This window comes from Paraliobacillus zengyii (assembly GCF_003268595.1).
Taxonomy (GTDB): Bacteria; Bacillota; Bacilli; order Bacillales; family Amphibacillaceae; genus Paraliobacillus_A; species Paraliobacillus_A zengyii.
Window position 1 is genome coordinate 1,518,942 of record NZ_CP029797.1, and the last position, 25,112, is coordinate 1,544,053.

The 25,112-nt window shown below is 36.3% G+C and carries 22 protein-coding genes; 8 read left to right on the top strand and 14 right to left on the bottom strand.

Annotated features, from left to right (window positions below):
- Window positions 1-95: 95 nt before the first annotated feature.
- Both DM447_RS07725 and DM447_RS07730 read left to right on the top strand, forming a co-directional pair.
- Window positions 96-1,145, top strand: a complete 1,050-nt coding sequence (locus tag DM447_RS07725) for a lactonase family protein (RefSeq protein WP_112180667.1) — start codon at window positions 96-98, stop codon at window positions 1,143-1,145.
- Between the two features lie 56 nt (window positions 1,146-1,201).
- Window positions 1,202-1,624 (top strand): GNAT family N-acetyltransferase, encoded by a 423-nt coding sequence (locus DM447_RS07730; protein WP_112180668.1) that lies wholly within the window; start codon window positions 1,202-1,204, stop codon window positions 1,622-1,624.
- A 51-nt stretch (window positions 1,625-1,675) separates the two neighbouring features.
- Here DM447_RS07730 and DM447_RS07735 read toward each other — a convergent pair whose 3' ends face one another.
- The 4 genes from DM447_RS07735 to DM447_RS07750 all read right to left on the bottom strand — a co-directional run bounded on the left by DM447_RS07735 (window position 1,676) and on the right by DM447_RS07750 (window position 6,044).
- Complete coding sequence (locus DM447_RS07735; protein WP_112180669.1) at window positions 1,676-2,437, bottom strand: amino acid ABC transporter ATP-binding protein; 762 nt, start codon at window positions 2,435-2,437, stop codon at window positions 1,676-1,678.
- 25 nt (window positions 2,438-2,462) lie between these two features.
- Window positions 2,463-3,665: an amino acid ABC transporter permease gene (locus DM447_RS07740; protein WP_112180670.1), complete on the bottom strand. Its 1,203-nt coding sequence runs from the start codon at window positions 3,663-3,665 to the stop codon at window positions 2,463-2,465.
- 5 nt (window positions 3,666-3,670) lie between these two features.
- Window positions 3,671-4,843: an amino acid ABC transporter permease gene (locus DM447_RS07745; protein ID WP_112180671.1), complete on the bottom strand. Its 1,173-nt coding sequence runs from the start codon at window positions 4,841-4,843 to the stop codon at window positions 3,671-3,673.
- 82 nt (window positions 4,844-4,925) lie between these two features.
- The gene (locus DM447_RS07750; RefSeq protein ID WP_112180672.1) at window positions 4,926-6,044 is read right to left on the bottom strand and encodes an amino acid ABC transporter substrate-binding protein; all 1,119 of its coding nucleotides are present in this window, start codon (window positions 6,042-6,044) and stop codon (window positions 4,926-4,928) included.
- 242 nt (window positions 6,045-6,286) lie between these two features.
- On the opposite strand from DM447_RS07750, the gene DM447_RS07755 reads away from it, so the two are divergent.
- Entirely contained in the window at window positions 6,287-6,586 is a 300-nt protein-coding gene (locus tag DM447_RS07755) for a hypothetical protein (RefSeq protein ID WP_112180673.1), read from the top strand.
- A gap of 634 nt (window positions 6,587-7,220) precedes the next feature.
- Here DM447_RS07755 and leuD read toward each other — a convergent pair.
- From leuD to ilvB, 7 genes are all read right to left on the bottom strand, one after another.
- The gene (gene leuD / locus DM447_RS07760) at window positions 7,221-7,829 is read right to left on the bottom strand and encodes a 3-isopropylmalate dehydratase small subunit (RefSeq protein ID WP_112180674.1); all 609 of its coding nucleotides are present in this window, start codon (window positions 7,827-7,829) and stop codon (window positions 7,221-7,223) included.
- Between the two features lie 86 nt (window positions 7,830-7,915).
- The gene (gene leuC, locus DM447_RS07765; RefSeq protein ID WP_112180675.1) at window positions 7,916-9,331 is read right to left on the bottom strand and encodes a 3-isopropylmalate dehydratase large subunit; all 1,416 of its coding nucleotides are present in this window, start codon (window positions 9,329-9,331) and stop codon (window positions 7,916-7,918) included.
- 40 nt (window positions 9,332-9,371) lie between these two features.
- A complete protein-coding gene (gene leuB / locus DM447_RS07770; protein WP_112180676.1) occupies window positions 9,372-10,445 on the bottom strand; it encodes a 3-isopropylmalate dehydrogenase in 1,074 nt (357 codons plus the stop codon).
- A gap of 18 nt (window positions 10,446-10,463) precedes the next feature.
- On the bottom strand, window positions 10,464-12,020 hold the full coding sequence (locus DM447_RS07775) for a 2-isopropylmalate synthase (protein WP_112180677.1): 1,557 nt from the start codon (window positions 12,018-12,020) through the stop codon (window positions 10,464-10,466).
- The gene (gene ilvC, locus DM447_RS07780; protein ID WP_112180678.1) at window positions 12,007-13,038 is read right to left on the bottom strand and encodes a ketol-acid reductoisomerase; all 1,032 of its coding nucleotides are present in this window, start codon (window positions 13,036-13,038) and stop codon (window positions 12,007-12,009) included. Before ilvC ends, DM447_RS07775 begins: the two co-directional genes overlap by 14 nt.
- Before the next feature lie 70 nt (window positions 13,039-13,108).
- Window positions 13,109-13,633, bottom strand: coding sequence for an acetolactate synthase small subunit (gene ilvN / locus DM447_RS07785; protein ID WP_112180679.1), 525 nt, complete (start codon window positions 13,631-13,633; stop codon window positions 13,109-13,111).
- Window positions 13,630-15,363 carry a biosynthetic-type acetolactate synthase large subunit gene (ilvB, locus tag DM447_RS07790; RefSeq protein WP_369974621.1) on the bottom strand — a complete coding sequence of 578 codons (1,734 nt, stop codon included), beginning with the start codon at window positions 15,361-15,363 and terminating at the stop codon, window positions 13,630-13,632. Before ilvB ends, ilvN begins: the two co-directional genes overlap by 4 nt.
- Window positions 15,364-16,186: 823 nt before the next feature.
- Between ilvB and DM447_RS07795 the strand changes: the two genes are divergently transcribed.
- The gene (locus DM447_RS07795) at window positions 16,187-16,645 is read left to right on the top strand and encodes a DUF6884 domain-containing protein (protein ID WP_112180680.1); all 459 of its coding nucleotides are present in this window, start codon (window positions 16,187-16,189) and stop codon (window positions 16,643-16,645) included.
- A gap of 103 nt (window positions 16,646-16,748) precedes the next feature.
- On the opposite strand, the gene DM447_RS07800 is transcribed toward DM447_RS07795, so the two are convergent.
- Window positions 16,749-17,885: an MFS transporter gene (locus DM447_RS07800; RefSeq protein WP_112180681.1), complete on the bottom strand. Its 1,137-nt coding sequence runs from the start codon at window positions 17,883-17,885 to the stop codon at window positions 16,749-16,751.
- Between the two features lie 208 nt (window positions 17,886-18,093).
- On the bottom strand, window positions 18,094-19,422 hold the full coding sequence (locus DM447_RS07805; protein WP_112180682.1) for a TrkH family potassium uptake protein: 1,329 nt from the start codon (window positions 19,420-19,422) through the stop codon (window positions 18,094-18,096).
- A 213-nt stretch (window positions 19,423-19,635) separates the two neighbouring features.
- On the opposite strand from DM447_RS07805, the gene DM447_RS07810 reads away from it, so the two are divergent.
- The 3 genes from DM447_RS07810 (at window position 19,636) to DM447_RS07820 (ending at window position 22,571) form a co-directional block, all read left to right on the top strand.
- Window positions 19,636-19,869 carry a phage holin gene (locus DM447_RS07810; protein WP_112180683.1) on the top strand — a complete coding sequence of 78 codons (234 nt, stop codon included), beginning with the start codon at window positions 19,636-19,638 and terminating at the stop codon, window positions 19,867-19,869.
- 20 nt (window positions 19,870-19,889) lie between these two features.
- Window positions 19,890-20,705, top strand: a complete 816-nt coding sequence (locus tag DM447_RS18655) for an N-acetylmuramoyl-L-alanine amidase (protein WP_269813795.1) — start codon at window positions 19,890-19,892, stop codon at window positions 20,703-20,705.
- Between the two features lie 78 nt (window positions 20,706-20,783).
- Entirely contained in the window at window positions 20,784-22,571 is a 1,788-nt protein-coding gene (locus tag DM447_RS07820) for a M3 family oligoendopeptidase (protein ID WP_112180684.1), read from the top strand.
- On the opposite strand, the gene DM447_RS07825 is transcribed toward DM447_RS07820, so the two are convergent.
- Window positions 22,562-22,855: a hypothetical protein gene (locus tag DM447_RS07825; protein ID WP_112180685.1), complete on the bottom strand. Its 294-nt coding sequence runs from the start codon at window positions 22,853-22,855 to the stop codon at window positions 22,562-22,564. The genes DM447_RS07820 and DM447_RS07825 overlap by 10 nt on opposite strands.
- A 358-nt stretch (window positions 22,856-23,213) precedes the next feature.
- Here DM447_RS07825 and DM447_RS07830 point away from each other — a divergent pair, with 358 nt between their 5' ends.
- The gene (locus DM447_RS07830; RefSeq protein WP_112180187.1) at window positions 23,214-24,560 is read left to right on the top strand and encodes an IS4 family transposase; all 1,347 of its coding nucleotides are present in this window, start codon (window positions 23,214-23,216) and stop codon (window positions 24,558-24,560) included.
- The last annotated feature ends 552 nt before the right edge of the window (window positions 24,561-25,112 follow it).

Genomic DNA, 25,112 nt, shown 5'->3' on the forward strand with positions numbered 1-25,112 from the left:
TGCTCGTTTAATTTCATGAAGTGTTAACATAGCGAGTGCGATATTCTTTTGTTATAATTAATGAAACTATACAATACATAAAGGAGTTTTAGATGATGGGGAAAAATTTAATAGGCTATATAGGATCTTACACAAAGAAAACTAGTGAAGGGGTTTATCAATTCACATTAGATTTGGAAAAAGAAATGATCACGGATGTAACACCTGCAGCTAAGCTAGATAACCCAACTTACCTTACGACTACAAAAGATAACAAATTTCTGTATGCGGTATCAAAAGAAGGGGAAGAAGGTGGTGTAACAGCATTTTCTATAAATGAAAAAACAGGAGAATTAACAAAATTAAATAGTCTTGCTTCTGCTGGTTCACCACCTTGTCATGTTAGTGTTTCAAATGATAATGCAAATGTTGTAACAGCAAATTATCACACGAAAAAGGTAGAATCTTATTTAACTGCTGCAGATGGTTCTCTGCAATCACTTGCCGACGTTGCAGAGCATGAAGGAAGCGGACCACATGATCGCCAAGAAAAACCACATATGCACTTTGCTGGTTTCACACCAGATGAAAAATATGTTATCGCAATTGATTTAGGTAGTGACAATGTAATCACTTATGCTGTAGACAAAGGTAAATTAACAAAAGTTCAAACTTTTGAACCAAAACCAGGAAGTGGTCCTCGTCATATTGTCTTCCACCCAGATGGTAAGCATGCATATATTATGACGGAATTAACTTCAGAAGTTATTGCATTAGAATATGACGCAAAAGATGGCCATTTCACGGAGATGCAAGCAATTAAAGCTATTCCATCTACTCACACTGATGTAAACGATGGAAGCGGTATTCATATAACAAAGGATGGTAAGTTTGTTTATGTTGCAAATCGTGGTCATAACAGCATTGCTGTGTTCGCAATAGATCAAGCAACAAAAGAACTAGCATTTGTTGAATGGACATCAACTGAGGGCGATTGGCCAAGAGATTTTGTATTAGATCCTACTGAAAAGTTCTTAGTTGCAGCTAACCAAAATTCTGGAACATTAACACTTTTTAGAAGAGATGAACAAACAGGTAAGCTAGCCTTATTACAAAAGGATGTTAAAGCGCCTGAGGCAGTTTGTGTAAAATTTTTAGAAGCATAATAAAGATGGGTCTTCGAACATAGAAGGCCCATCTTTTTAGCGGAAGAGGAGAAAAGATGGAACCAATTATACAAGGAAATACTGTAGATAGTGACTATATTCGCGAACAAATTATTGCTTATAATATGGAACAGTTGCCTGATAGCGTAAAAACTGCAAAACAAAGTTTCTGTTTTAAAATAGAAGATCCACAAACAAAGAAAATTATTGCCGGAATTACCGCAACAGCATTTTGGTATCATCTTCATATTGATTTTCTTTGGGTCGATAGTAATAATAGAGGTAAGGGATATGGCAGGCAATTACTAAAAAGAATAGAAGAGACGGCAAAAGAAAATCAATGCCGTTTACTGTTTTTAGATTCATTTAGTTTTCAAGCACCTGATTTTTATAAGAAACAAGGTTATCAAATGGTTGGTAAGATTGAAGATCATCCAGAGGGTTATTCGCTTCACTTTTTAGAAAAAAGGCTAAAATAGTAATTTTAAGTGCAAAGGCTCTGTTGGAAAATAACAGAGCCTTTGCACTTATTATAGTATTTGGGATAAAAATAACTTTGTTCGATCTTCCTTAGGGTTATCAAATAGTTCTTCAGGGGAACCAGATTCAATAATTTCACCTTGGTCGAAAAGGACAATCCGGTCGGCAACTTCTCTAGCAAATCCCATTTCATGCGTTACGACCAACATAGTCATACCTGAATGTGCTAATTCTTTCATAACATCTAAAACCTCTTTTATCATTTCTGGATCTAGTGCGGAAGTAGGTTCGTCAAACAACATAATTTCTGGTTGCATTGCTAATGCCCTTGCAATCGCGACACGTTGTTGTTGTCCACCTGAAAGTTGACCTGGATACTTATCTGCTTGTTCAGGAATTCCTACACGTTCTAATAATTCTTTTGCAAGTTTTTCTGCTGCTGCTTTTGGCTTTTTCCGAACCCAGATTGGTGCTAGTGTGATGTTCTTTAAAATGGTCATATGTGGGAAGAGATTGAATTGTTGAAAAACCATCCCTGTTTCTTTTCGAATTGCTTCAATATCTTTAATATCGTGTGAAAGGTTAATACCGTCAATATGAATTTTCCCTTTTTGTATTTCCTCTAATCCATTAATAGTACGAATAAAGGTTGATTTCCCAGAACCTGATGGACCGAGTATAACGATAACTTCTCCTTTATTTGCTGTTAACGTAACATCTTTTAACACATGTAGATCACCGAACCATTTATTGACTTTCTTACACTCTATTATAGGACCCTGTTGTGTTTGTTTTGCCGTACTTTCGATCATATCAATTCCTCCTTAATAGTATAAGTTATCTTTCACCAACACCTAAAGATCGTTCCAAACGACGACTAGAATAAGCCATTGCATAAGCGATTACCCAATAAACAAGCGCAATGAATAGATAAACTTCCATATGACGTCCTAGATAATCAGGATTAGATTTAACAGTTTGGGCAATGCCTAAAATATCGAATAACCCAACAATTGCGACAAGAGATGTATCTTTAAACATGGAAATACTTTGTCCTACGATTGCAGGGATAACAGCACGTAATGCTTGTGGCATAATGATAAATGTCATAGAATGTACCGAATTTAAACCAATTGCTTTTGAGGCTTCGTATTGTCCATTTGGAATAGACTGAAGTCCTCCACGTACATTCTCAGCCATATAAGCAGCTGTAAATAGCGTACAGCCAATCATAACGCGAATGATATTGGTTATTTCAAACCCTTCTGGTAAGAATATTGGAATTAATATTTGTGCCATGAACAATACAGTAATTAGAGGAATGCCGCGAATAACTTCTATATAACCAATACAAAAGTATTTAATTACTGGCAACTTACTTGTGCGTCCTAACGCAAGTAAAATTCCGATTGGAAAAGAAAAGATTATTGCTACAGCTGATAGTAATACTGTAAAGAGTAAACCACCCCATACATTTGATTTCACTGCAGGCAAAATTCCAAATCCATTTAGCAAAAAGATGATTAGTGGAAAGGCCAAACAAAACCCAATTATCACAATCAATTTTTTCTTTGGTAAATATGGCGCAATAATATAGCCAGCAATAATCACTGCAATAATGGATAGTAACCATAGTTTACTTTGTCCTGACGTAAACGGTACGAAAATATGAACAAGAAAGATAAAGATCAGTACACCAGAAAGTATACGGGGTGTGCCTTTCCAAATTCCAGCTGACATCCCGAACAAAAGCGAGATGAATCCTAATCCAGTCCAAACACGCCATAGTTCTGATGGTTCGTACTGGCCAACCATAAACAAACGGTAGTTATTACTAATTACACCCCATTCGGCAGTGATAAAAACCCAATTTGCAGTACCCGAAATAATCTGATAAAGCAAGTAAATGGAAATAAAAGATAATAAAACATTCCACCAACTATTAAACATATTTCTTTTTAGCCATGTTAATAGGCCTGGTGAATTTTTCGGTGGTTTAATTGAACTTGTTGCTTGGTTTGTATTTATATTCATATCCATTCTATTCACCTCTCTACTAACCGAGATTTAGCATTATAGAAATTCATAAAGACGGAAGTTATTAAACTTAACGTTAAGTAAACAAGAATCATAATGACAATCATTTCAATAAAATGTCCGGCTTGGTTCATCGTTGTATTTGCAACAAAGACTAAGTCTGCGTATCCTGCTGCAATTGCTAAACTAGAGTTTTTTGTGAGATTGAGATATTGGCTTGTTAATGGCGGGATAATAATCCGGATAGCTTGCGGAAATACAACGAGACGCATTGTTGTAGAGCTTTTTAAACCCAATGCTTTGGCTGCTTCTTTTTGCCCTTTTGCAACGGATAGAATACCCCCACGAACAATTTCAGCAATATAAGTAGCTGTATAAATGGTTAAACCTAGTAAAACAGCTAAGAATTCTGGTGATATAATATATCCACCTTCGAAGTTAAAATTACCTAGAACTGGCGTATCAATATTTACTGGCCCAGACATCGTAATCACAAATGCAAGTAGAAGAGAGAGGATTAAAATTCCTATCCCCCAAACAACTGGGTATTTTCTATTACCCGTTTCAATTTGTTTTGTTCGCTTGATTTTCCATAGAATAATTGCACCTACTAGCCCAATTAAAAATAAGATTAGCCATGTAAATGTGTGGGCGTTCATATTTAACCATGGTATAGCAATACCGCGATTACTTAAGAATGCGGGTCCAATTTCAATACTTTCATCAACAGCTGGTAAGGGTAATAAAACAGCAAAATACCAGATGAATATTTGAACGAGCAAAGGTGTATTTCGAAATACGTCAATGTACAATCCAGCTAATTTTTGAACGAGCCAATTAGTAGAGAGGCGGGAAATACCAACAAAAACCCCAATTAGCGTAGCGAAGAAAATCCCAATTATGGATACCTTAATTGTGTTTAGAATTCCAACTAAGATTGCCCGTAAATATGTATCAGTGGGTTGATAATCGATCATTGATTCAGAAATATTAAAAGAAGCTGTATTATTTAAAAATCCAACTCCTAAATTCATTCCGATACGGTCCAATCCTGCATGTGCATTATTAATTAAATAAGTACCAATAAGAAAAATAAAAATGACAAATAGTACTTGAAATAGGATTGGTAATATTCGATTATCACGCCAGAACGGTGTACGGACAGTTTGTTCTTTATTCATAGTATTCACCCTTCCGTATGGAAATAAATTGACCTGCTCCCCTAACTGAAGAGAGCAGATCTTAATCATCTATTAGATAATCTTAATTGAATGGTGGTGAGTAAAGTAATCCGCCATCTTTCCAGTTTGTATTATAACCACGTTCTAAATTAAAGACTGAATCTGTTCCTAAATTACGATTGTATATTTCTTCATAATTACCAACATGTTTAATTACACGATAAGCAAAGTCATTTGGTAAGCCCATTAGGCTGCCAAGTTCACCTTCGATTCCTAAGAATCTACGAACTACAGGATCTTCACTATCCATGAAATCATCAATATTTTCTGACGTAATTCCTAGTTCTTCGGCCTCAATAATCGCAAATGTTACCCATTTAACTATGTTGAACCACTGATCATCACCCTGTCTAACTGTTGGTCCAAGTGGTTCTTTCGATAAAGCTTCTGTAAGAATTAGATGTGCATCAGGTTCTGCTAATGTTGCTTGACGAGAAACTAGACCTGATTTATCAGTAGTCCATGCATCAACTGTACCTGCTTCATATGCCTCAACTAATGAATCACTGTCATCAAATACTACTTGTTCATATTCGATTCCTAATTTACGGAATTGGTCAGCTAAGTTCATTTCTGTTGTGGTACCTGTTTCAACACCAATACGTGCTCCAGCTAAATCTTCCAAACTTGTTATGCCACTTTCTTTTGTAACCATCATTCCTTGCCCGTCATAAAAAGTCGTTGGACCAAAATTTGTTCCAAGCTCAGTATCACGTGTTGTTGTCCATGTTGTATTTCGAATCAAGACATCAATTTCACCAGTTTGTAAAGCGGTAAAACGCTCTTGAGCTGAAAGGGGTCTTACTTCAATTGCTTCTGGATCATCAAAGATAGCAGCTGCAAGTGCTTTACCAAAATCAATATCAAATCCTTCGTAATCACCATCTTCATTTACATAACCAAAACCAGGTAATTGACTATTACCACCAACAACAACTTCTCCTCTTTCTTCAACAGCAGCTAGAGTGGAACCAGAGTCGTTGTCAGAGGAAGTTTCTTCAGTATCTTCTGTTTCTTCGGTAGGTGTTTCACTTTCGTCTGTGCTAGCATCTTCTTCGGATGAACAACCAGTCAAAAATAGTGCGAGAATCAAGAAAAAGCTAGCCAAAAGAACGGATAAATAATTTTTGCGTTTTATCAAAGTAAATCCCCCTTATTTTTTATAGTTCTATGTAAATGGTATAGAACTAAAGTAAAAAGTGTTGTGAGAATATCCTACACGCTTAGTTTACAGATTGATCACAAAAAATAACACTAGTTGGTTAGATTGTCTTCCGTATTATTTGAAAATTCTGATAATATTTTAGTTTTTAATATGTATAGTTTCAAAAATTGTAGATAAACTAACAAAAAGATTATGTTTCATGTAAAGGAGAATCTGCAATGAAAGTAAGATTAGTATGTGGCTTTCTACTGGTATATTTTATGCAACCAACTATATTGCAAGCTGCACATGAAGACGAGCAACAATCTGAGAATCATATATGGGAGATTCAAAAGGTTTCATATCATGACGTTCCTATTTACTCGCATGAATTTAATGTATGGCACCATTTTATTGAAAAAGAAAAAACGTGTAGCGTGGTAAATAAAGTTAAAACAGAAGTAAGGTATTGCAAAGTACACGATCATATTGAAACAAAAGTAACCTCACAAGAAGTTACACACAGTCATGATCATTAACTGAAATGAAGCCGGATATTCATAATGTAGATTTACTATAATCATTAAGTGTGAAACAACATTGTTATTGACTACATAAATAATTCACTAATTTCTACGCTACGGTAGCAAATGCTTTCCCTTTCCACGGGCACGGCCTCAGCTAACTTAGTAAAACAAAGAACGTTTTACTAAGTGGATCTTCGGCTCGCACTGTTCCTGTAGGAGTGTCAAGCATTTGCTTCCTTCGCTGTTTAGTGGATCTATTTTTAGCGTAAGACCAGAGTCAATCGAAACATTTTCAAGAGATTGATTAATTTGTTTATTTGTAGTTCATAAAATGTTTAAAGACAAAACTAGCGGATCAAGTGAAATGGGCGACACTCCTGCAGGAACAGCAAATGTTTTCGATGGGATGAGTAATCGCAATCCCACGGGCTGAAGATCCACTCGGAAGCGTTTTTTCTTCCGAGTTAGCTGAAGCCGTGCCTGCGGAAAGGGAGCCCATTTCGCTTGAGGAGCGGGGGCATAAATTCTGTTGTATTGCAATTTATATAAAGAATTTTACGTCGTAGTTTCTCTCTATTGCGTTGTTTAACTAGCAAGATAGTCTTATGAAAAATATATACTAAAAAACCCTCCTAATAAGGAGGATTTAGTTGGTGATAACAGCTGGGTGAATGATATGGTTTGATTCGAATTTATCGATTTTATCTGCTTGGGTTAACGTAACAGCTATTTCGTCCCAGCCATTTAAAAGCATTTCTCTTTGATAAGGTGAAATGTCAAAGTCAGCTTCAAAACCTTCACTATCATAAACTTTCTTTGACTCTAAATCTACTGTGATATCATAATCTTTTGCTTGTGCATTTTCAATTAATTGTTGTGCTTCTTGATCGGTTAAACGAACAGGCAAAATCCCGTTCTTTGTGCAGTTATTATAGAAAATATCTGCAAAACTCGATGCAATGATAACTCTAAAACCAAAATCTTGCAGTGCCCAAGGAGCATGTTCACGAGATGAACCACAACCAAAGTTATCACCAGCTACTAAAATAGAAGCATTTGCGTATTTCGGTTGATTTAAAGAAAAATCAGGTCTAGGTTGATCCTTTTCATCATAACGCCAATTATAGAATAAGAATTCGCCAAATCCTAAGCGAGAAATTCTTTTTAAGAACTGTTTTGGTATTATCTGATCAGTATCGACATTAGCGCGATTCAGTGGATAGACAAGTCCGTTATGTTTTCGAATTGGTTCCATTTGAAGTACCTCCTAATAAAATTGTTAGTAAAAGGGGAGGGAGGTAATAAATTAGTCATGCTTGTTTCCCTCACACCCAATTAAGCTTACACACCTACAGGCAAGTTGCGAACATCAACAAAGTGGCCTTCAATTGCAGCTGCAGCCGCCATTTCTGGACTAACTAGATGTGTTTGTGCACCAGTACCTTGACGACCTTCAAAGTTGCGATTTGAAGTAGAGGCACAACGCTCACCAGAAGGTACAACATCATCATTCATTGCAAGACACATACTACAACCGGCTCCGCGCCATTCAAAACCAGCATCGATAAAGATCCGATCTAATCCAAGTTCTTCAGCAGCTGTTTTAACAGATTGTGAACCAGGTACGACCATAGCACGTACATTCGGGTGGACTTTTCTACCGTTAATAATCTCTGCCGCACGTTGTAAATCAGCTAGCCGTGAATTTGTACAAGATCCGATAAAAACATGCTCGATTGTTACCGATGATATTGGTTTGCCTGCTTCTAGTCCCATATATTCTAATGCGCTTTTTATTTCATTTCTATCATTCTCAGAAGTTGCATCATCTGGACTAGGAATATTAGCGCTTATTGGAATACACATACTAGGATTTGTTCCCCAAGTAACTTGCGGTTCAATTTCAGCAGCATCCATTTCTACCATCGCATCATAACTAGCACCTTCATCAGTAGCTAGTGCTCTCCAGTCTGCAGCCAACTGGTTAAAAGCATCTTCATCTTCTGGTATATATTTTTTTCCGCGAAGATAATCAATCGTTGTATCATCAGGACTAACTAACCCGGCACGCGCTCCAGCCTCAATGGACATATTACAGATAGTCATTCGGCCTTCCATAGAAAGATTTCGAATTGCCTCACCAGTATATTCAATGACATAACCAGTTCCAAATTTAACGCCGAATTTACCAATTATTGCAAGTATTAAATCTTTAGCTGTAATACCAACACCTAATTTACCATCGATTTTAACATTCAACGTTTTCGGTTTTGCTTGCCAGATAGTTTGTGTAGCAAGAACATGTTCTACTTCACTTGTACCAATACCAAACGCTAGTGCACCAAAAGCACCGTGTGTCGATGTATGGCTATCTCCACATACAATGGTCTTTCCAGGCTGTGTTAAACCAAGTTCTGGACCAATGACGTGTACAATACCTTGATGACGGTGATTAATACCTGCCAAAGGTACACCGAATTCTTTACAGTTTATTTTTAGTTGATCCATTTGTTTTTTTGATACTTCATCTTTAATAACATTTCGGTGCACAGTAGGTACGTTGTGATCCATCGTAGCAAATGTTCGATTTGGTTGACGAACCGTCCGTCCTTGCAAACGCAATCCCTCAAAAGCTTGAGGGGAGGTAACTTCATGAACAAGGTGAAGGTCAATGTAGAGAAGATCTGGTTTACCTTCTTCTTGATGGACAACATGTTTATCCCAGATTTTTTCGATAACTGTTTTGGCTTTTCCCATGTTAGAAATCACTCCTTTACTTTTGTGAAAATGAAGGTTATTATTTTTGCTCGATGTAAGCAATAATAGCTTCAGTCATTTCCTGTGTGTTTACTTTTTCTCCACTTTGAACTTGTAAATCAGCAGTATAGTATCCTTTGTCTATACACGCTTCAATTGCTTCTTCGATTAAAGCTGCTTCTTCTTCGAATGAAAAAGAGTAGCGTAACATCAAAGCAGCTGATAATAATGTTGCAATAGGGTTCGCTATCCCTAAACCGGCAATATCTGGTGCTGAACCATGTGCTGGTTCATATAAACCAACGCCATTTTCAGCTAAGCTTGCAGATGGTAGCATTCCTAAAGAACCTGTTAAGACAGAAGCTTCATCGCTTAAAATATCTCCAAACATATTCTCTGTAACAATTACATCAAATTGGCTAGGATTTGTAATTAATTTCATTGCGGCAGCATCTACTAGTAAATGATCTACTTCGACATCTGGATAGGCAGCTTTTTTTTCTTCGACAATTTCTCGCCATAGTTTACTAGATTCTAAAACATTTGCTTTATCAACTGAAGTAAGTTTCTTGTTACGTAATTGCGCGCTTTGAAACCCTTTATCGATAATTCGTTCCATTTCATAACGACTATAACTCAATGTATCGACTACCGCATTACCGTTATCACGTCGTTCACTAGGAGTTCCGAAATATAAACCACCAGTTAACTCTCTAACGATTAATAAGTCACTACCGTTAATAACTTCTGCTTTTAATGGAGAAGCACTTAATAGTTTTTTGAAACCTTTTACTGGGCGTAAATTAGCGTATAAATCTAATGCTTTACGAATGCCTAGAAGGCCACGCTCAGGTCGTAAGTGGGAAGGGTTGTTATCCCATTTCGGCCCACCTACTGCACCTAATAAAACGGCATCTGCTTGTTTACAAGCTGCAATCGTTTGATCGGGAAGAGGTGTGTCATATAGATCGATAGCACTACCTCCAATTGCTTGTGAATCAAATGTAAAGCTATGACCAAATTTAGTTGCAATAACCGAGAGGACTTCTGTTGTAGCATCGATAATTTCAGGTCCAATTCCATCACCGGGAAGAAGTACAATATTTTTTTCCATCATTTATCCTCCGATTGGTTAGATATTTTCAGATGCATCTATTTTTTTAGTATTATTTTTAGTTAAGAAAATTCTGTTTATTGCATTTATAAATGCGTGAGCAGCAGCTTCTAATACATCCTGAGCAGTACCACGGCCACTCATAGAAGTCTGGTATTCTTCTACAGTCATACTTACATGTACTTCTGCTAGTGCATCTGTACCTTTACCAATTGAATTTAAGGTAAAATCAGTAAGTTGTATTTTTTCTTCAATTAATGCTTCAATCGTATTATATAAAGCTTCTACACTTCCTTGACCAGTGCGTGCTGTTTCAACTCTTTTGCCCTCTGGTGTATTTAACGCAACTGTTGCAGTGGGCAAGTTATGGGAACCGTACTGAACTTGAAAAGAAAGTAACTCATATTTTTTACGTGTACTTAAATCGGTTTGAATATCAGTTAATATAACAAATAGATCATCTTCGGTTACTTCTTTTTTTCTATCTGTTAAAAGTTTAAAAGATTTAAAAGCTTCTGTAATTTGTTCATCTGTTAAAGTGAATTCGAGTTGTTCAATTTTATCTTTAAAAGCATGTTTTCCAGAGTGCTTACCTAGAACCAAGTTATTGGATTGAATACCAACCAATTCAGGAGTGATAATTTCATATGTTTGTGCATTTTTCAGTACACCATCTTGGTGAATACCAGATTCATGAGCAAATGCATTACGACCAACAACGGCTTTATTACCGGGAACAACCATTCCAGTAAGTTTACTTATTAGATCGCTCGTTCGCTTTATTTCCTTTAACGTTAAATTAGTAGTGTAAGGGTAAAAATCTTCTCGTATTTTAAAAGCAACGGCCAATTCCTCTAAAGCAACATTACCTGCCCGTTCTCCAATACCATTAATTGTACCTTCAATTTGTGTCGCACCATTCTGAACGGCTGCAATAGAGTTTGCTGCTGCCATTCCAAGGTCATCATGGCAGTGACAAGATAAATCAACTTTGTCGATATTTGGTACATTTTCTTTAATATACCGAAACATTTCTCCATATTCTTTTGGTGTCGTAAATCCTACAGTATCAGGCAAGTTAATTACGGTTGCACCGGCATCAATTACTTTCTCAATAATAGATGCTAAAAAAGGTAATTCAGTTCGAGATGCATCTTCTGCTGACCATTCGATATCATCACATTTTTCTTTCGCATAACGTACCATGTTAACTGCAATATCTGTTACTTCTTCAGCGGTCTTTTTTAACTTATATTCCAAGTGAATAGGGGAGGTTGCGATAAAAACATGTATTCTTGGTTTTTTAGCATTTTTAATCGCTTCCCAGGCACGATCAATATCTGATTTAAACGCTCGTGCTAAAGCTGTAACCGTAACATTTTCGATTGTATCTGCAATTTTTTGAACGGCATCAAAATCACCTTGGGAGGAAGCAGGAAAACCTGCCTCCATAACATCAACACCCAAGCGTTCTAATTGTTTAGCAATTTCAAGTTTTTCAATTTGATTCAAATTCACACCAGGGGACTGTTCGCCGTCCCGTAGTGTGGTATCAAATATTTTAATTCGAGTCATTCTTGACCACTTCTTTCTTAGCTTTTGCTCTTTGATTTACAAAGGGCATTAACTCACGAAGTTCTTTCCCAACTTTTTCAATTTGGTGTTTATTTTCTGAAGCAGTAATAGCGTTAAACTGTGGACGGTTTGCTTGGTTCTCTAAAATCCAACCTTTAGCAAATACACCTGTTTGAATATCAGTTAATACGTCTTTCATGCGAGCTTTTGTCTCTGCATTCACAACGCGTGGTCCAGAAACATAATCTCCCCATTGCGCTGTATCAGAGATAGAGTAACGCATTCCTTCAAGTCCACCTTCATACATCAAGTCAACAATCAATTTAAGTTCATGCATACATTCAAAATAAGCAACTTCTGGTTGGTAACCAGCCTCTGTAAGAGTTTCAAATCCAGCTTTTACTAAGCTACTTACACCACCACAAAGGACAGCTTGCTCACCGAAAAGATCTGTTTCTGTTTCTTCCTGGAATGAAGTTTGTAGAATTCCAGCACGTCCCGCACCAATTCCTTTAGCGTATGCAAGAGCGGTTTCAGTTGCTTTACCAGTATAATCTTGATAAATACCATAAAGTGCAGGTACACCAGCACCTTCTTCAAAAGTACGACGAACAAGATGTCCAGGTCCTTTTGGCGCTACTAAGAATACATCTACATCTGCTGGAGGTACGACTTGATTAAAATGAACATTAAAACCATGTGCGAATACTAATGCATTACCAGCTTCTAAGTTTGCTTCAATACTTTCCTTATAAATAGTAGGTTGATTTTCATCAGGTAATAGAATCATAACAACGTCTGCTGCTTTAGTAGCTTCAGCGACTGTTTTAACTTCTACACCGTCTTCAACTGCTTTGTCCCATGATTTACCTTTGCGAAGACCAACAACAACATCAAAACCACTTTCTTTTAAGTTTAATGCATGTGCATGACCTTGAGAGCCATATCCAATAACTGCGATTTTTTTAGATTTTAGAACCTCTTCTTGAATATCGTTGTGATAAAGTACTTTTGCCATAATGAATACATCCTCTCAAATTTGTTTTATTTTTATATAGTAAATGTAAGATACATGTTACTTCTGTCTTTTAATGGAGCAATGAAAATGACGTATTTTCTTGTGCAACCTGTGGCTGTTGACCACGTTGGAATGCTGTTACGCCAGTACGAGCTAATTCTTTAATACCATAAGGTCGTAAGAGTTCAATTAACGCTTCAACCTTTTCTGGTTTACCAGTTACCTGAACAGATAATGTATCTTTACTTACATCAATAACAGTTGCACGGAAAGGTTCAATAATACCTTGTATTTCAGCACGTAGCTGGCTGTTACTAACGATTTTAATTAGTGCAAGCTCACGTGCAACAATGGCTTTATCTGTAATATCAGAAACCTTTAGCACGTCGATTTGTTTATTGAGTTGTTTTGTTACTTGTTCTAGTTTTTGATTATCTTCTACATCGACAACAAATGTTATTTTTGAAACTCCATCGACCTCAGTACGACCGACAGAAATACTTTCAATATTGAATTGTCGTTTTTGTAATAGTCCAGTAATTCGGTTTAAGACGCCACTACGATTCTGAACAGTGGCTGTTATAATTCGTTTCATGGTTTCACTCCTATCATTTCATGAATACCTTTGCCAGGTGCAATCATCGGATATACATTTTCTTGTTGTAAAACCCGACAATCAATTAGCACGGGTCCGTCATAAGCGATAAGTGCTGGTAACTTTTCTGCTAGTTCTTTTTGTGTATCTATTTTTACCCCTTTAATTTCATAAGCTTCAGCAAGCTTAACGAAATCAGGCTGGATGGCAAAAATCGATTCAGAATAACGTTTCTCATAAAATGATTCCTGCCATTGTCTAACCATTCCTAAAGCAGAATTATTAACAATGATGATTTTCACTGGCAAGCCACGTTCTTGTAAGATTGATAGTTCTTGTAGTGTCATTTGAAAACCACCGTCACCAACAATCGCTACTACTGTGTCTTTAGGGGCTGCTAATTGCGCTCCAATAGCTGCTGGAAAACCAAATCCCATTGTTCCAAGTCCACCGGAGGTAACCCAACGATTTGGTTGACTGAATTTGTAATATTGTGCTGACCACATTTGATGTTGACCAACGTCTGTTGTAACAATTGCATTGCCTTCAGTCGTTTTGTAAACTTGTTCAATTACCCATTGCCCAATCATTTCAGATTCAGGTTTGTTATACCAAAGTGGATAATCTTTCTTGTTTTCTTGAACATGATCCAACCATTCATCATAATCTGGTGATGTCTTAATCTGTGTAAGCATTTGTGTTAGTGCTAGTTTAGCATCAGCAACAATTGGAATATGCGTTGTGATGTTTTTACCAATTTCAGCAGGGTCAATGTCAATATGAGCAATGATCGCTGCTGGGGCAAAATGGTCTAGATTACCTGTTAGTCGGTCGTCAAAACGTGCGCCAATATTAATTAACAAGTCACTTTCATAAATTGCCTTATTTGCTGCATAAGTTCCGTGCATCCCAGCCATACCTAGAAATAAGGGATGTTCGCCAGGAAATGCACCTAATCCAAGTAGAGTAGAAACAACTGGAATTTGATGTTGTTCTACAAATGCTTTGATTTCTTCAGATGCTTTTGCGGTAGATATACCAGCACCAGTAAGGATAAGTGGCTTCTTGGCTACTTTTAATGCCTCACCCAATTTTTTTACTTGCATTGGGTTCGGTTTAATTGTTGGTTGATAGCCTGGTAAGTAAAAATCTGTTTCATAATGATCTTCACAAGGATTAGCTGCTAAATCTTTTGGAATATCAACTACAACAGGACCAGGACGACCAGTTGAAGCGATATGAAAAGCTTCTTTAACGATACGAGGTAAGTCCTTGATCGATCTTACTTGATAATTATACTTCGTAATAGGAGTAGTAATCCCCATAATATCAGCTTCCTGGAAAGCATCGGTACCAATGACACCTTGGTTAACTTGCCCTGTGAAAACTACCATTGGAAGTGAATCCATCATTGCATCGGCAATTCCTGTAACCAAGTTAGTCGCACCAGGACCAGAAGTAGCAATTACGACACCTGGTTTTCCTGATACACGTGCATACCCTTCGGCAGCGTGAATGGATCCTTGCTCATGTCGTGCTAGAATTTGATTAAATGATCCTTTAGCTCTATATAATGCGTCGAAAATTGGTAAGACAGCACCACCAGGATAACCAAATAATGTGTCTACACCAGCATCAATTAAAGATTCAACTAAAAGATCCGCCCCTGTTTTCGGTGTTTTGTTAGTTGCATTGACTTGTTCTTCCTGTTTCATTGTCATTTTCGCCATTTATAATCCCTCCTGCATATTTTAAAAGTGTTTTAATATAAAAGAAAAAAGACCTGTTTTCTCCAAATAAACTGCAGCTATATCAATTGCAGTATTACAAGGGAGAAAAGGTCTTTGCTTTTCACGGTACCACCCTGATTCACAACACTTTTACAAGTGTTGTCTCAATGAAGTAAGCTATAATAGCTTACTTCTTTTTTTTAACGAGTGAACTGTAATTCACCCGGCCAAATCTACTTAGGTTAACCCTGTTCAATATAGCACTCCGAGACGATGTCAGAATAAAATGTATTTCCGGGCTTCCAGCAACCCCGGCTCTCTGTAAATACAAGAACTTATTCCTTTGTTCTCTTCATCGATTTATTTATTTCATATCATTTAGCTTATCCTTCTTCATCCATTATACCATCAGTATTGTTAGATGTGACAAGTTTTGTTTAATTAGGTCAAGTGTAACATATTCTTTCATTTTGGTTAAGTTGTACGTCTGTTCGAAATTTTTAAAAAATTCTTTCAAAAGTTAGAATAAATAATTTATTTGGTTTTCGACAATCATACAACCATTTTGAGGTGAGGTCAACAGGTTTAGTGAAAATTTTCTGATATTTATAAAAAATGTGTGTTTTATTAAATAGAATAGTTAAGTAGTAATACCGATAAATCCTTGTTATCACTAATGTTGATGCACCTTTTATCATGTTGAATTGTAGATATTGCTTGTAAGAATATCTTACGAGAGCTACTTGTTAATTGTTAGTGTATTTTATTAAAAATAGGCAATTATCCATGGTATGATATGTAGTGAAGAGGAAGGAGAATGTTCATGAAACAATTAGCTATCATTCCTTGTGGTAAAAAAAAGATCTGGGATAGTGATTCTTCTCAAGGACCTACAGTCGTGAAAGATGCATATATTGGTGTGTTGCACCGGATGTGTGAACAATATGCAGAAATGTTTTGTAATCAATGGGTAGTGCTATCAGGCAAACACGGGTTAATGCTACCTTATGAGATAATCCTTGAAGATTATAACGTGACATTTGAAAAGAAGTATTCTGAGGAAGTTATTTCGATTAAAGAATTACAAGCTCAACTAATTGATAAAAAACTAGATACGTTTGATCAAATTATTTCCTTAACCGGTAAAAAGTATCAACCTATTATTGAAGAAACGTTTGGACCTGATCAGAATATTCGTTATCCATTATTGGGTACAAAGGGAATAGGAGAGATGCAACAGCGATTAAAATATGCGATTGAAAATAATAAAATCTTACATTAAAACTTAATGACAAAGGAAGTAGAATTCCTCTAACGAAATAAAGTATGATTTCTCTAATAAAATTAATTAGAGAATTCATACTTTTTCATTGCCTGAGGTTCATTTACTCGCTTGGAATTGAACTGGAAAAGATGATAAGCACAACAAAAAGAATAGGTATAAGAGAAAGGACAGTAGTAAAAGGGATGAATGGTGCTAGCATAGAACCAATACTTGCCCCAATTAATAGTACGAAAGAGTATAGGGCCACCGCAGTAGATTTAAATACAGCCGCATGTTTTCCTACAAGCAATACAACCATTGGGATAGTTAATGAAGTAGAGGCAATCATAAATAGGGAAGCAATTAAGATAGTAAAGACATTTAACGAAACAACAGCTGGAATAAATCCCACTACCATAATACCTAATTGAAACCGCAATACAGATTTCACACCCCACTTTTTAACGAAAAAACTAGAGAAAAACGCTGGTGAAATGCCAATTAAGCTTATGAAACGAAGGATTTGTGCAGAAAATGGGAATTTATGCGAGTCATTATATAAATGAATTTCAAATGAGCCATAAAATAACATAATAGTGAATAGTAAGAAGAAAGTAATCCGGTATACCTTTTTCAATGTATGATCACGAAAACATGCTAAAATTATAGGTTGGATTTTTTTAGTATTATCTGTTTGTACAGTATTGGATTGTTTGAGTGTAAGAAATAGACCAATAAAACAACTGAAATAAAAGCAAAAGAAGGCTATAAAAACAACGTGATACGAACTCAATTCAGTAAAGAATACAGCGGTCATTTGACCGAAAACACCTGCGAATAAAAAGCCAGTATTAATCATAGCGATGATAAATGTCTGAGAAGTATCTTTAAAATGCTTAAAGCAATAAGCAAAAGTTACAGGAGCAAAGCTTGCTGCCAGAAATCCTTGAAAAGTTCGTAAAATAATTAAACTAGTAAATGAATTACTAAAGCTAAGCAATAAGGTAACCCCTGCCAACAATGTCATTCCGGTTAACAAGATTTTTCGTAATGAAAAGTGATCAGCCAATAGACCAAAGAAAACTAGTCCTAGCGCATAAGGGATAACAAATAATGTGCTAGGCAGAGAGGCAAAGTGTAGGGACACATTAAATTTGTCTGCCAACAATGGTTGAAGCGGGATCATGAGATAAATACTACTTGCTATAAAAATAGAACAATAGATTAAAACAATCGCAGTAAAAGTAACTTTAGTCATCGAGCATCACCTCAAAATTAAATGGACTAATGTACTATATTAATCTGAAAATAAAGTGTGCCAGTATATAAGATATTTTTTCAGATAGGATAGTGTATTTAGAAAGCGAAGTAGGTAGATAAAAAAGTCGACGGACACTTAAGCAAAATAAATGTTCGACGACTTTTTCGGTGAATCTGGTTTCTTTTTCAATTATTATCTAAATTAATTATCCTGTATGCACGTCACCTTTTGGATAACGAATGTGTGTATTGTGGGGTCTTGCTAATAAAAATGCAAATGTTAATGGTCCTAAACGACCAATGAACATAAGTAAAATGAGTAGTTCTCGACCGATATCTGTTAAAGAACCGGTTAATCCCATTGATAATCCAACTGTTCCAAAAGCTGAAACAACTTCAAATAGAATTACTAGAAAGTCTGCCTTTTCCGTAATTGTTAAGGCTAGTGTGAAAATGAAAATGACTGCAAAGCCGATACTAATAATAGCCAAAGATCTTATAATTATATCTCTTGGAATAGTACGTTTAAATATAACAGGTCCTTCTTTAGTAGTTAAAAAAGCATAAGTGGATAACAGTACGACGATAATCGTTGTAAGTTTTACCCCACTAGCAGTAGAACCACTACCTCCTCCAATAAACATTAACATAATGGTATAGAGCAAGGAACCATCCTCCATTGAACCGATATCAATCGTATTAAATCCTGCAGTACGAGGTGCAACAGCTTGAAAATAAGAAGCAAGCACTTTATCAAAATGACTAAATGTACCAATTGTTAATGGATTATTATATTCGATAGCTAAAATTACGAATAAAGAAATCAAATTAATCGCAAATGTTCCAATTAGCATTAATTTCGTATGCAGGGTTAGGGGATGCCAATGCTTATTGACTTTTAGATCTGCAATAACGGTAAATCCAATCCCACCAATGATAAATAAAATGGTAATGACAATATTCACTACAGGATTAATTGCATGTCCCATTAAGTTATCAGTCCATGTTGAGAATCCAGCATTGTTAAATGCTGAAATACTATGAAAAATACTGTGAAACAAACCATCTGACCAACCATATTTAGGTACCCAATCTAGCGCAAGAATTAAAAAGCCAGAAGCTTCTACAATAACAACAAAGCTCATTAGTAATTTAACTAAACGAACGATTCCGCCAGGTGTGTCTTGGTTAAAACTCGAAGACAAGAATAGACGTTGTTTAAACGTAATTTTCCGACCGATTACTAGTAGTGTAAACATCGCAAATGTCATTAAACCAATTCCCCCAAATTGGATCATAATCATAATGACTGTTTGGCCAAATCGAGTAAAAACAGTTGCTGTATCGACAACAATTAGCCCTGTTACTGTAGTAGCAGATGTTGCTGTGAATAAAGCATCCAACCAGTTGATAGGAGCTGTGGTTGAAATGGGAAGTTTTAATGCTAATGTGCCTAATATAATCACTACTAAAAAACTAATGGCCAATACTTGGGGTGGTGAAAATGTTAAAAGTTTTGATTTTAGATTTTTCATGTTATACCTCATTATCAATTTTAAAATGTATTGTTGTACTTACATAGAAGTATTCTATCACTTTTTTTAATAAATGAAAGACACTTTTGCTAGTCTTTATATCAATTATATTAGAGAGGGCGATAAGATCATGCCGTTCCACAAAAGCTCCTTCAAGCAAATACTATAGTAGCGTTACTATCTACTAAATGTAACGCAAGGAGGTGATTCAAAGTGGACAAAGGTACGATTATACGAACACTTACTTTACTTGTTGCTTTAACGAACCAAGTACTCGTACTGTTTGGTAAATCGCCATTACCAATATCTGACGTAGTCTTGGAACAATTCCTTTCTACTTCCTTTACCATAATCTCATCTTTGGTTGCTTGGTTTGGAAACAATTATGTAACAAAAAAAGGAAAAGAACAAAAGGAATGTTTGAAACAACATGGACTATCGAAGTAATAAAGGAGGGAAATTGCTTGATGCCAGTTCTAATTATTGATCCAGGTCACGGTGGAGATGACCCGGGAGGCGGCTCAAATGATAAGTGGGTCGAAAAAGATCTCGTATTGCAAATATCATTATATCAATCGAAGAGATACAAGGAATTAGGTATCCCAGTAGAACTAACTAGAAATACAGACCAAACACTATCTCCTACTGGAAGGGTAAGAACGGTGAAAATGAGTGGTGCGCGTTATTGTCATTCTAATCATATTAACGCAGGAGGTGGGGACGGAGCTGAGTTCATTCATTCAATTTATAGCGATGGAAGAATGGCTAAAAGCTTAGCATCTAAATTAAAAAGTACAGGGCAAAATGTACGACGTATTTTCACTAGAACGTTACCGAATAGTAAAAGTAAAGACTACTATTTTATGCACAGAGAAACGGGAGAAGTAGAAACAATCATTATTGAATACGGATTCGCTGATTCACTAAAAGATGACCGTACCCAACTTGAAAAAAACTGGGAGATGTATGCAGAAGCAGTTGTGCAAGGCTTTTGTGAATTTGCAGGCTATGATTATTTTGCCCCTGATCAGCATGAAAAAATAGCACAAGATATACCTTGGTATATTGGTAAACGGCTTGAAAGTAAGGTAGATAATCTACGCTATTATAGAGAACCTTCTTGGGAAGACAGTGCCTGTGTAAATACAATCAATAAAGGAATTGGTTTTCCGGAAATTGCAGAGAAAGTAAATGTTGGAAAAGGTGCGCAATATAAAGTAATAAATTCTAAAGGCGAAATTTATTATATTACTGCGCATGAAAAGTATGTCCATGTTGAGTAAAGGACGCTGCGGCGTTCTTTTTTATTTTTTTACTAAAAAGTAGTAAGATAGAAGCATAATGAGTTTAGGGGTGATGGAATGGAAAAGGAATATAAGCAGGTTTGGAATTTAGACACCTTGTTTACTGGTGGCAGTAATTCTGAAGAATTCGCAAATTATATGAAGGAATTAGAGAAGCGTTTAGAAATGTTGAAGAATGATGTTGAGCAAACTCAAGGCAAAATGATTGATGGAGATACGTTAGAAAGAATAGTAGAACTAATCCGGTTATGTACGATGCAATTAGAGGAAATGTCTTCGTTTATTGGTTGTTTAACAGCAGAAAATACACAAGATAAATATGCCAAAATACTTGTAGGGAAAAGTAATAGTTATCAAGCGGTGTTTGATAAGATTTTGACGAATGTTGATAATATGCTTACTGAAATTCCAACAGAAAGATGGGTGTCTATCCTTGATAGTCCATCTATTAAACCAATTGCCTTTGTATTAGAAGAACGTAGACAAATAACAAAAGAGAAATTACCTGCTGAACAAGAAGCATTACTTGCAGATTTAGCAGTAGATGGTTATCAAGCTTGGGAAGAGATGTATGATGCAATTGTAGGTAAGATAACAATTGATTGGGAAGATAAAAATGAAGTGAAACAATTATCCGTAGGACAGGTAGAAAATAAGTTAAATGATAGTGACCGCGATGTACGCAAATCGGCATTCGATAAGCTAGAAGCGGCTTTTACTGAGGAAGCAGACCTTTTTACAGAAACATTAAACCATATGGCTGGATTTCGATTACAAACGTATGCGCATCGTGGTTGGACAGATGTATTAAAAGAACCATTAAGTTATAACCGAATGAGTCAGAAAACATTACATACAATGTGGCAAGCAATAAGTGAAAATAAATCGGTATTTTTCACCTATTTACAACGAAAAGCAGAACTATTAGGTGTGGAGAAATTAAATTGGTATGACCTGGAAGCTCCGATTACAAAAAATTCAAAAAAGGTTAGTTTTGATGAAGCTGCCGAGACTATTGTTGAACAGTTTTCTAAATTTAGTCCAAAGATGGCTCAATTTGCACAAATGGCCTTTGATCAGAGTTGGATTGAAGCGGAAGATCGTTCTGGAAAGAGACCTGGAGGATTTTGTACTAGTTTCCCAGATAGCAAAGAGACTCGGATCTTTATGACATATGCCGGTAATGCCACGAATGTTGCTACGCTTGCACATGAATTAGGACATGGCTACCATCAACATATAATGGATGATTTAGATGTTCTAAATCAAAGTTATGCGATGAATGTGGCGGAAACTGCTTCTACATTTGCAGAAATGATTGTAGCAGATGCTGCTGTAAAAAATGCAAAAAATAAAGAAGAAAAAATAGGCTTATTAGAAGATAAAATTCAACGAAGTGTAGCGTTCTTTATGAATATTCATGCTCGTTTCTTATTTGAAACAAGCTTTTATGATGAAAGGAAGCAAGGTTTTGTATCGACAGAACGTTTAAATGAATTGATGGAAGCAGCCCAAAAAGAAGCCTATGGAAATCAATTGGATGTGTATGATCCAACATTCTGGGCTTCAAAATTACATTTTCATATTACAGATGTGCCATTCTATAACTTCCCATATACATTCGGTTATCTTTTCAGCATGGGTATATATGCACGAGCATTAGAAGATACTGCTACATTTGAAACGTTTTACAATGAATTATTATATGATACGGGAAGAATGCGTGTAGAAGATTTAGCGATGAAACATTTACAAGTTGATTTAAAAGATCCAACATTTTGGGAAGAAGGTATTAATCTTTGTAAGCAAGATGTAGAAGAGTTTTTACAACTAACTCAAGAGTAACTCGAGGCTTTTATATCGTGAAAGACAGCAACAAATGGGGCAGGATTTGTTTTTGATTGAAAAGCTAACACTCCCTTATCTGTATGTAAATAAAGAAAATAGAAGTGTGTGGACAATGCTCGATAAGAGATGTCTAATACACTTTCTAACGCAATATAATTTTCAGTACTTTCAATAAAGGTGTGGTGTAGGTTAACTTTATGTGTTGTTTCTTGTGTAAATTGTTGATTGTTGACAATTTTACGTTCTGTCATGAAATAGGGATGAGAGATTACTTGTGTCATCAGACCACTCCTTTCTACTAATATTGTTTAGTATGCCATCTCTGAAAGAACTTATCAAAGAATCCGAATGATAAAAAAGAAGATTGAAGTCTTTTTGCTATCTTGACGAACACGACAACAATAAAAGAACCATAACTCTTATATAGCTTACAACTGCAATAAACTGTAACGTAACAATCCTTACGTCACAATTATCATCAACTGCGACATAACGTTTTGGTCTTACTCGCTACGTCAGCAAATGCTTTCCCTTTCCACGGGCACGGCCCATAGCCGTCAAGCTAAGCACTACGGTTTAAAGAACTAGAAAAATACGATACCCTAACGGATAAGGAAAATTTATTTGGAGGGAGTTTCGATGCGTTTCAAGAAAGAAATGGAGCCATTTATTCAAGGCATTCATCAGGTGTTATCAGTCTCTGAGGTGCGTCAATGGGCGCGTGAAATTGGCTTTGTTCAACGCCAAAACAAATTAAAGCCAGAGGATTTTCTAAGTATTTGTGCTTTTATGCAACAAACGGTTGGCTCTGAACGATTGAGTAAGTTATGTGCAACGATCACGCGCTTATCTGGCGCAGATATATCTAAACAAGCCTTACATCAACGTTTCAATGAGAAAAGTGTAGCCTTTCTCAAGGGGATTTTTTATCAACTAGCTGAACAACAAGCTCTTTTTACGCGTCCATTATATATAGATCATTTATTTTCTCGTATCCGTATTTTAGATGCCACTTCTTTTGGTGTACCTAAAAATGATCCAGATCACCCGGATGGTGCCAAAATCCAATTAGAATATGAACTATTTGAAGGGAAATTTCTGCATACATTCCTTTATGACCAAACAAAAAGCGACCAATACGCAGCACGTGAATTGGCAGATACAATTGAATCAGGAGATCTTATCTTGCGCGATTTGGGTTACTTTTCTGGCGAACATTTGAAGAAAATAGAGCGTGCAGGTGGCTTTTATATCTCACGTGTTCCTGCCAATATGACGTTTTGGACATGGGATGAAAAAGGGAAGATGATGGAAATCAAACCAGAAGAAGATGCAAAAAAATTGGAACCTGGAGAGGCGATAGATTATGGACACATTCAAATCGGAAAAAAAGGAAAAAACACACTTCAAACGCGTCTTGTCGTGCAACAATTAACCGAGGAACAGAAAATGAAAAGAGAGGGGTATTTACAAAAGAGAAGACGGAAAGGGGGTCACACCCAATCCGCCACCAAAAAAAATCAAATCCAAATCCTTGCCACCAATATAACATCGGATCAAGTAGATATGCAAGGGTTATACCCAATCTATTCCTTACGTTGGCAAGTGGAAATTCTATTTAAAACATGGAAATCATTATTTCATATCGACAAGGTGCGCGCAATGAATCCTGAACGGTTTGCGTGCCATTTATATGGTACGCTAATTCATATTCTTCTATCATCTATGATTGCTTTTCAATGTCGTTATTACCTCTATCAGAAGCATCAGATCGAAGGCAGTGAGTTCAAATGTATCGACCATGTGAAAAGCGCCATTGAAGAGGATCAAGGCCAAGCGTTGTATCATAGCACTTCCTTTATTACATTGATAAAGAACATCTATCAAAATGTCTACAGGCATGGAAGGAAAGATCATCGTTATCAACATAAGAGTCCTTTTGACATTCTATATCTTACGTATGAACAAACCTTCCAAGCAGTATAGGCTTACGGTATACATTTTTTTAAAATAGTAAAGTGGCTTATTATTACACATACATCTAATTGGAAAATAATTCAACTTTATGTTAGAAGTTAGTTGCGTAATGTTTGTTTTTTCTATAGTTTATCCTTAGCTTGACGGCTATGGGGCACGGCCTCAGCTAACTTAGTAAAGCAAAGAACGCTTTACTAAGTGGATCTTCGGCTCGCGCTGTTCCCGTAGGAGTGTCAAGCATTTGCTTCCTTCGCTAGTTAGTGGAACTATTTTTAAGCGTAAGACAGAATCAATCGAAACATTTTCAAGAGACTAATGATTAATGTGTTTATTTGTAGTTCATAAAATATTTAAAGACAAAACTAGCGGAGCAATTGAAATGGGTGAGACTCCAGTGGGAACAGCACGGGCTGAAGATCCACTCGGAAAGCGGTTTTTGCTTATCCGAGTTAGCTGAAGCCGTGCCCACGGAAAGCGATCCCATTTCAATTGTGGAGCGAGTAAGGAATCTATGTCACAGTTTCTCTCTACTGCGAGGTTTAATAGCATTGGAGAAGAGTC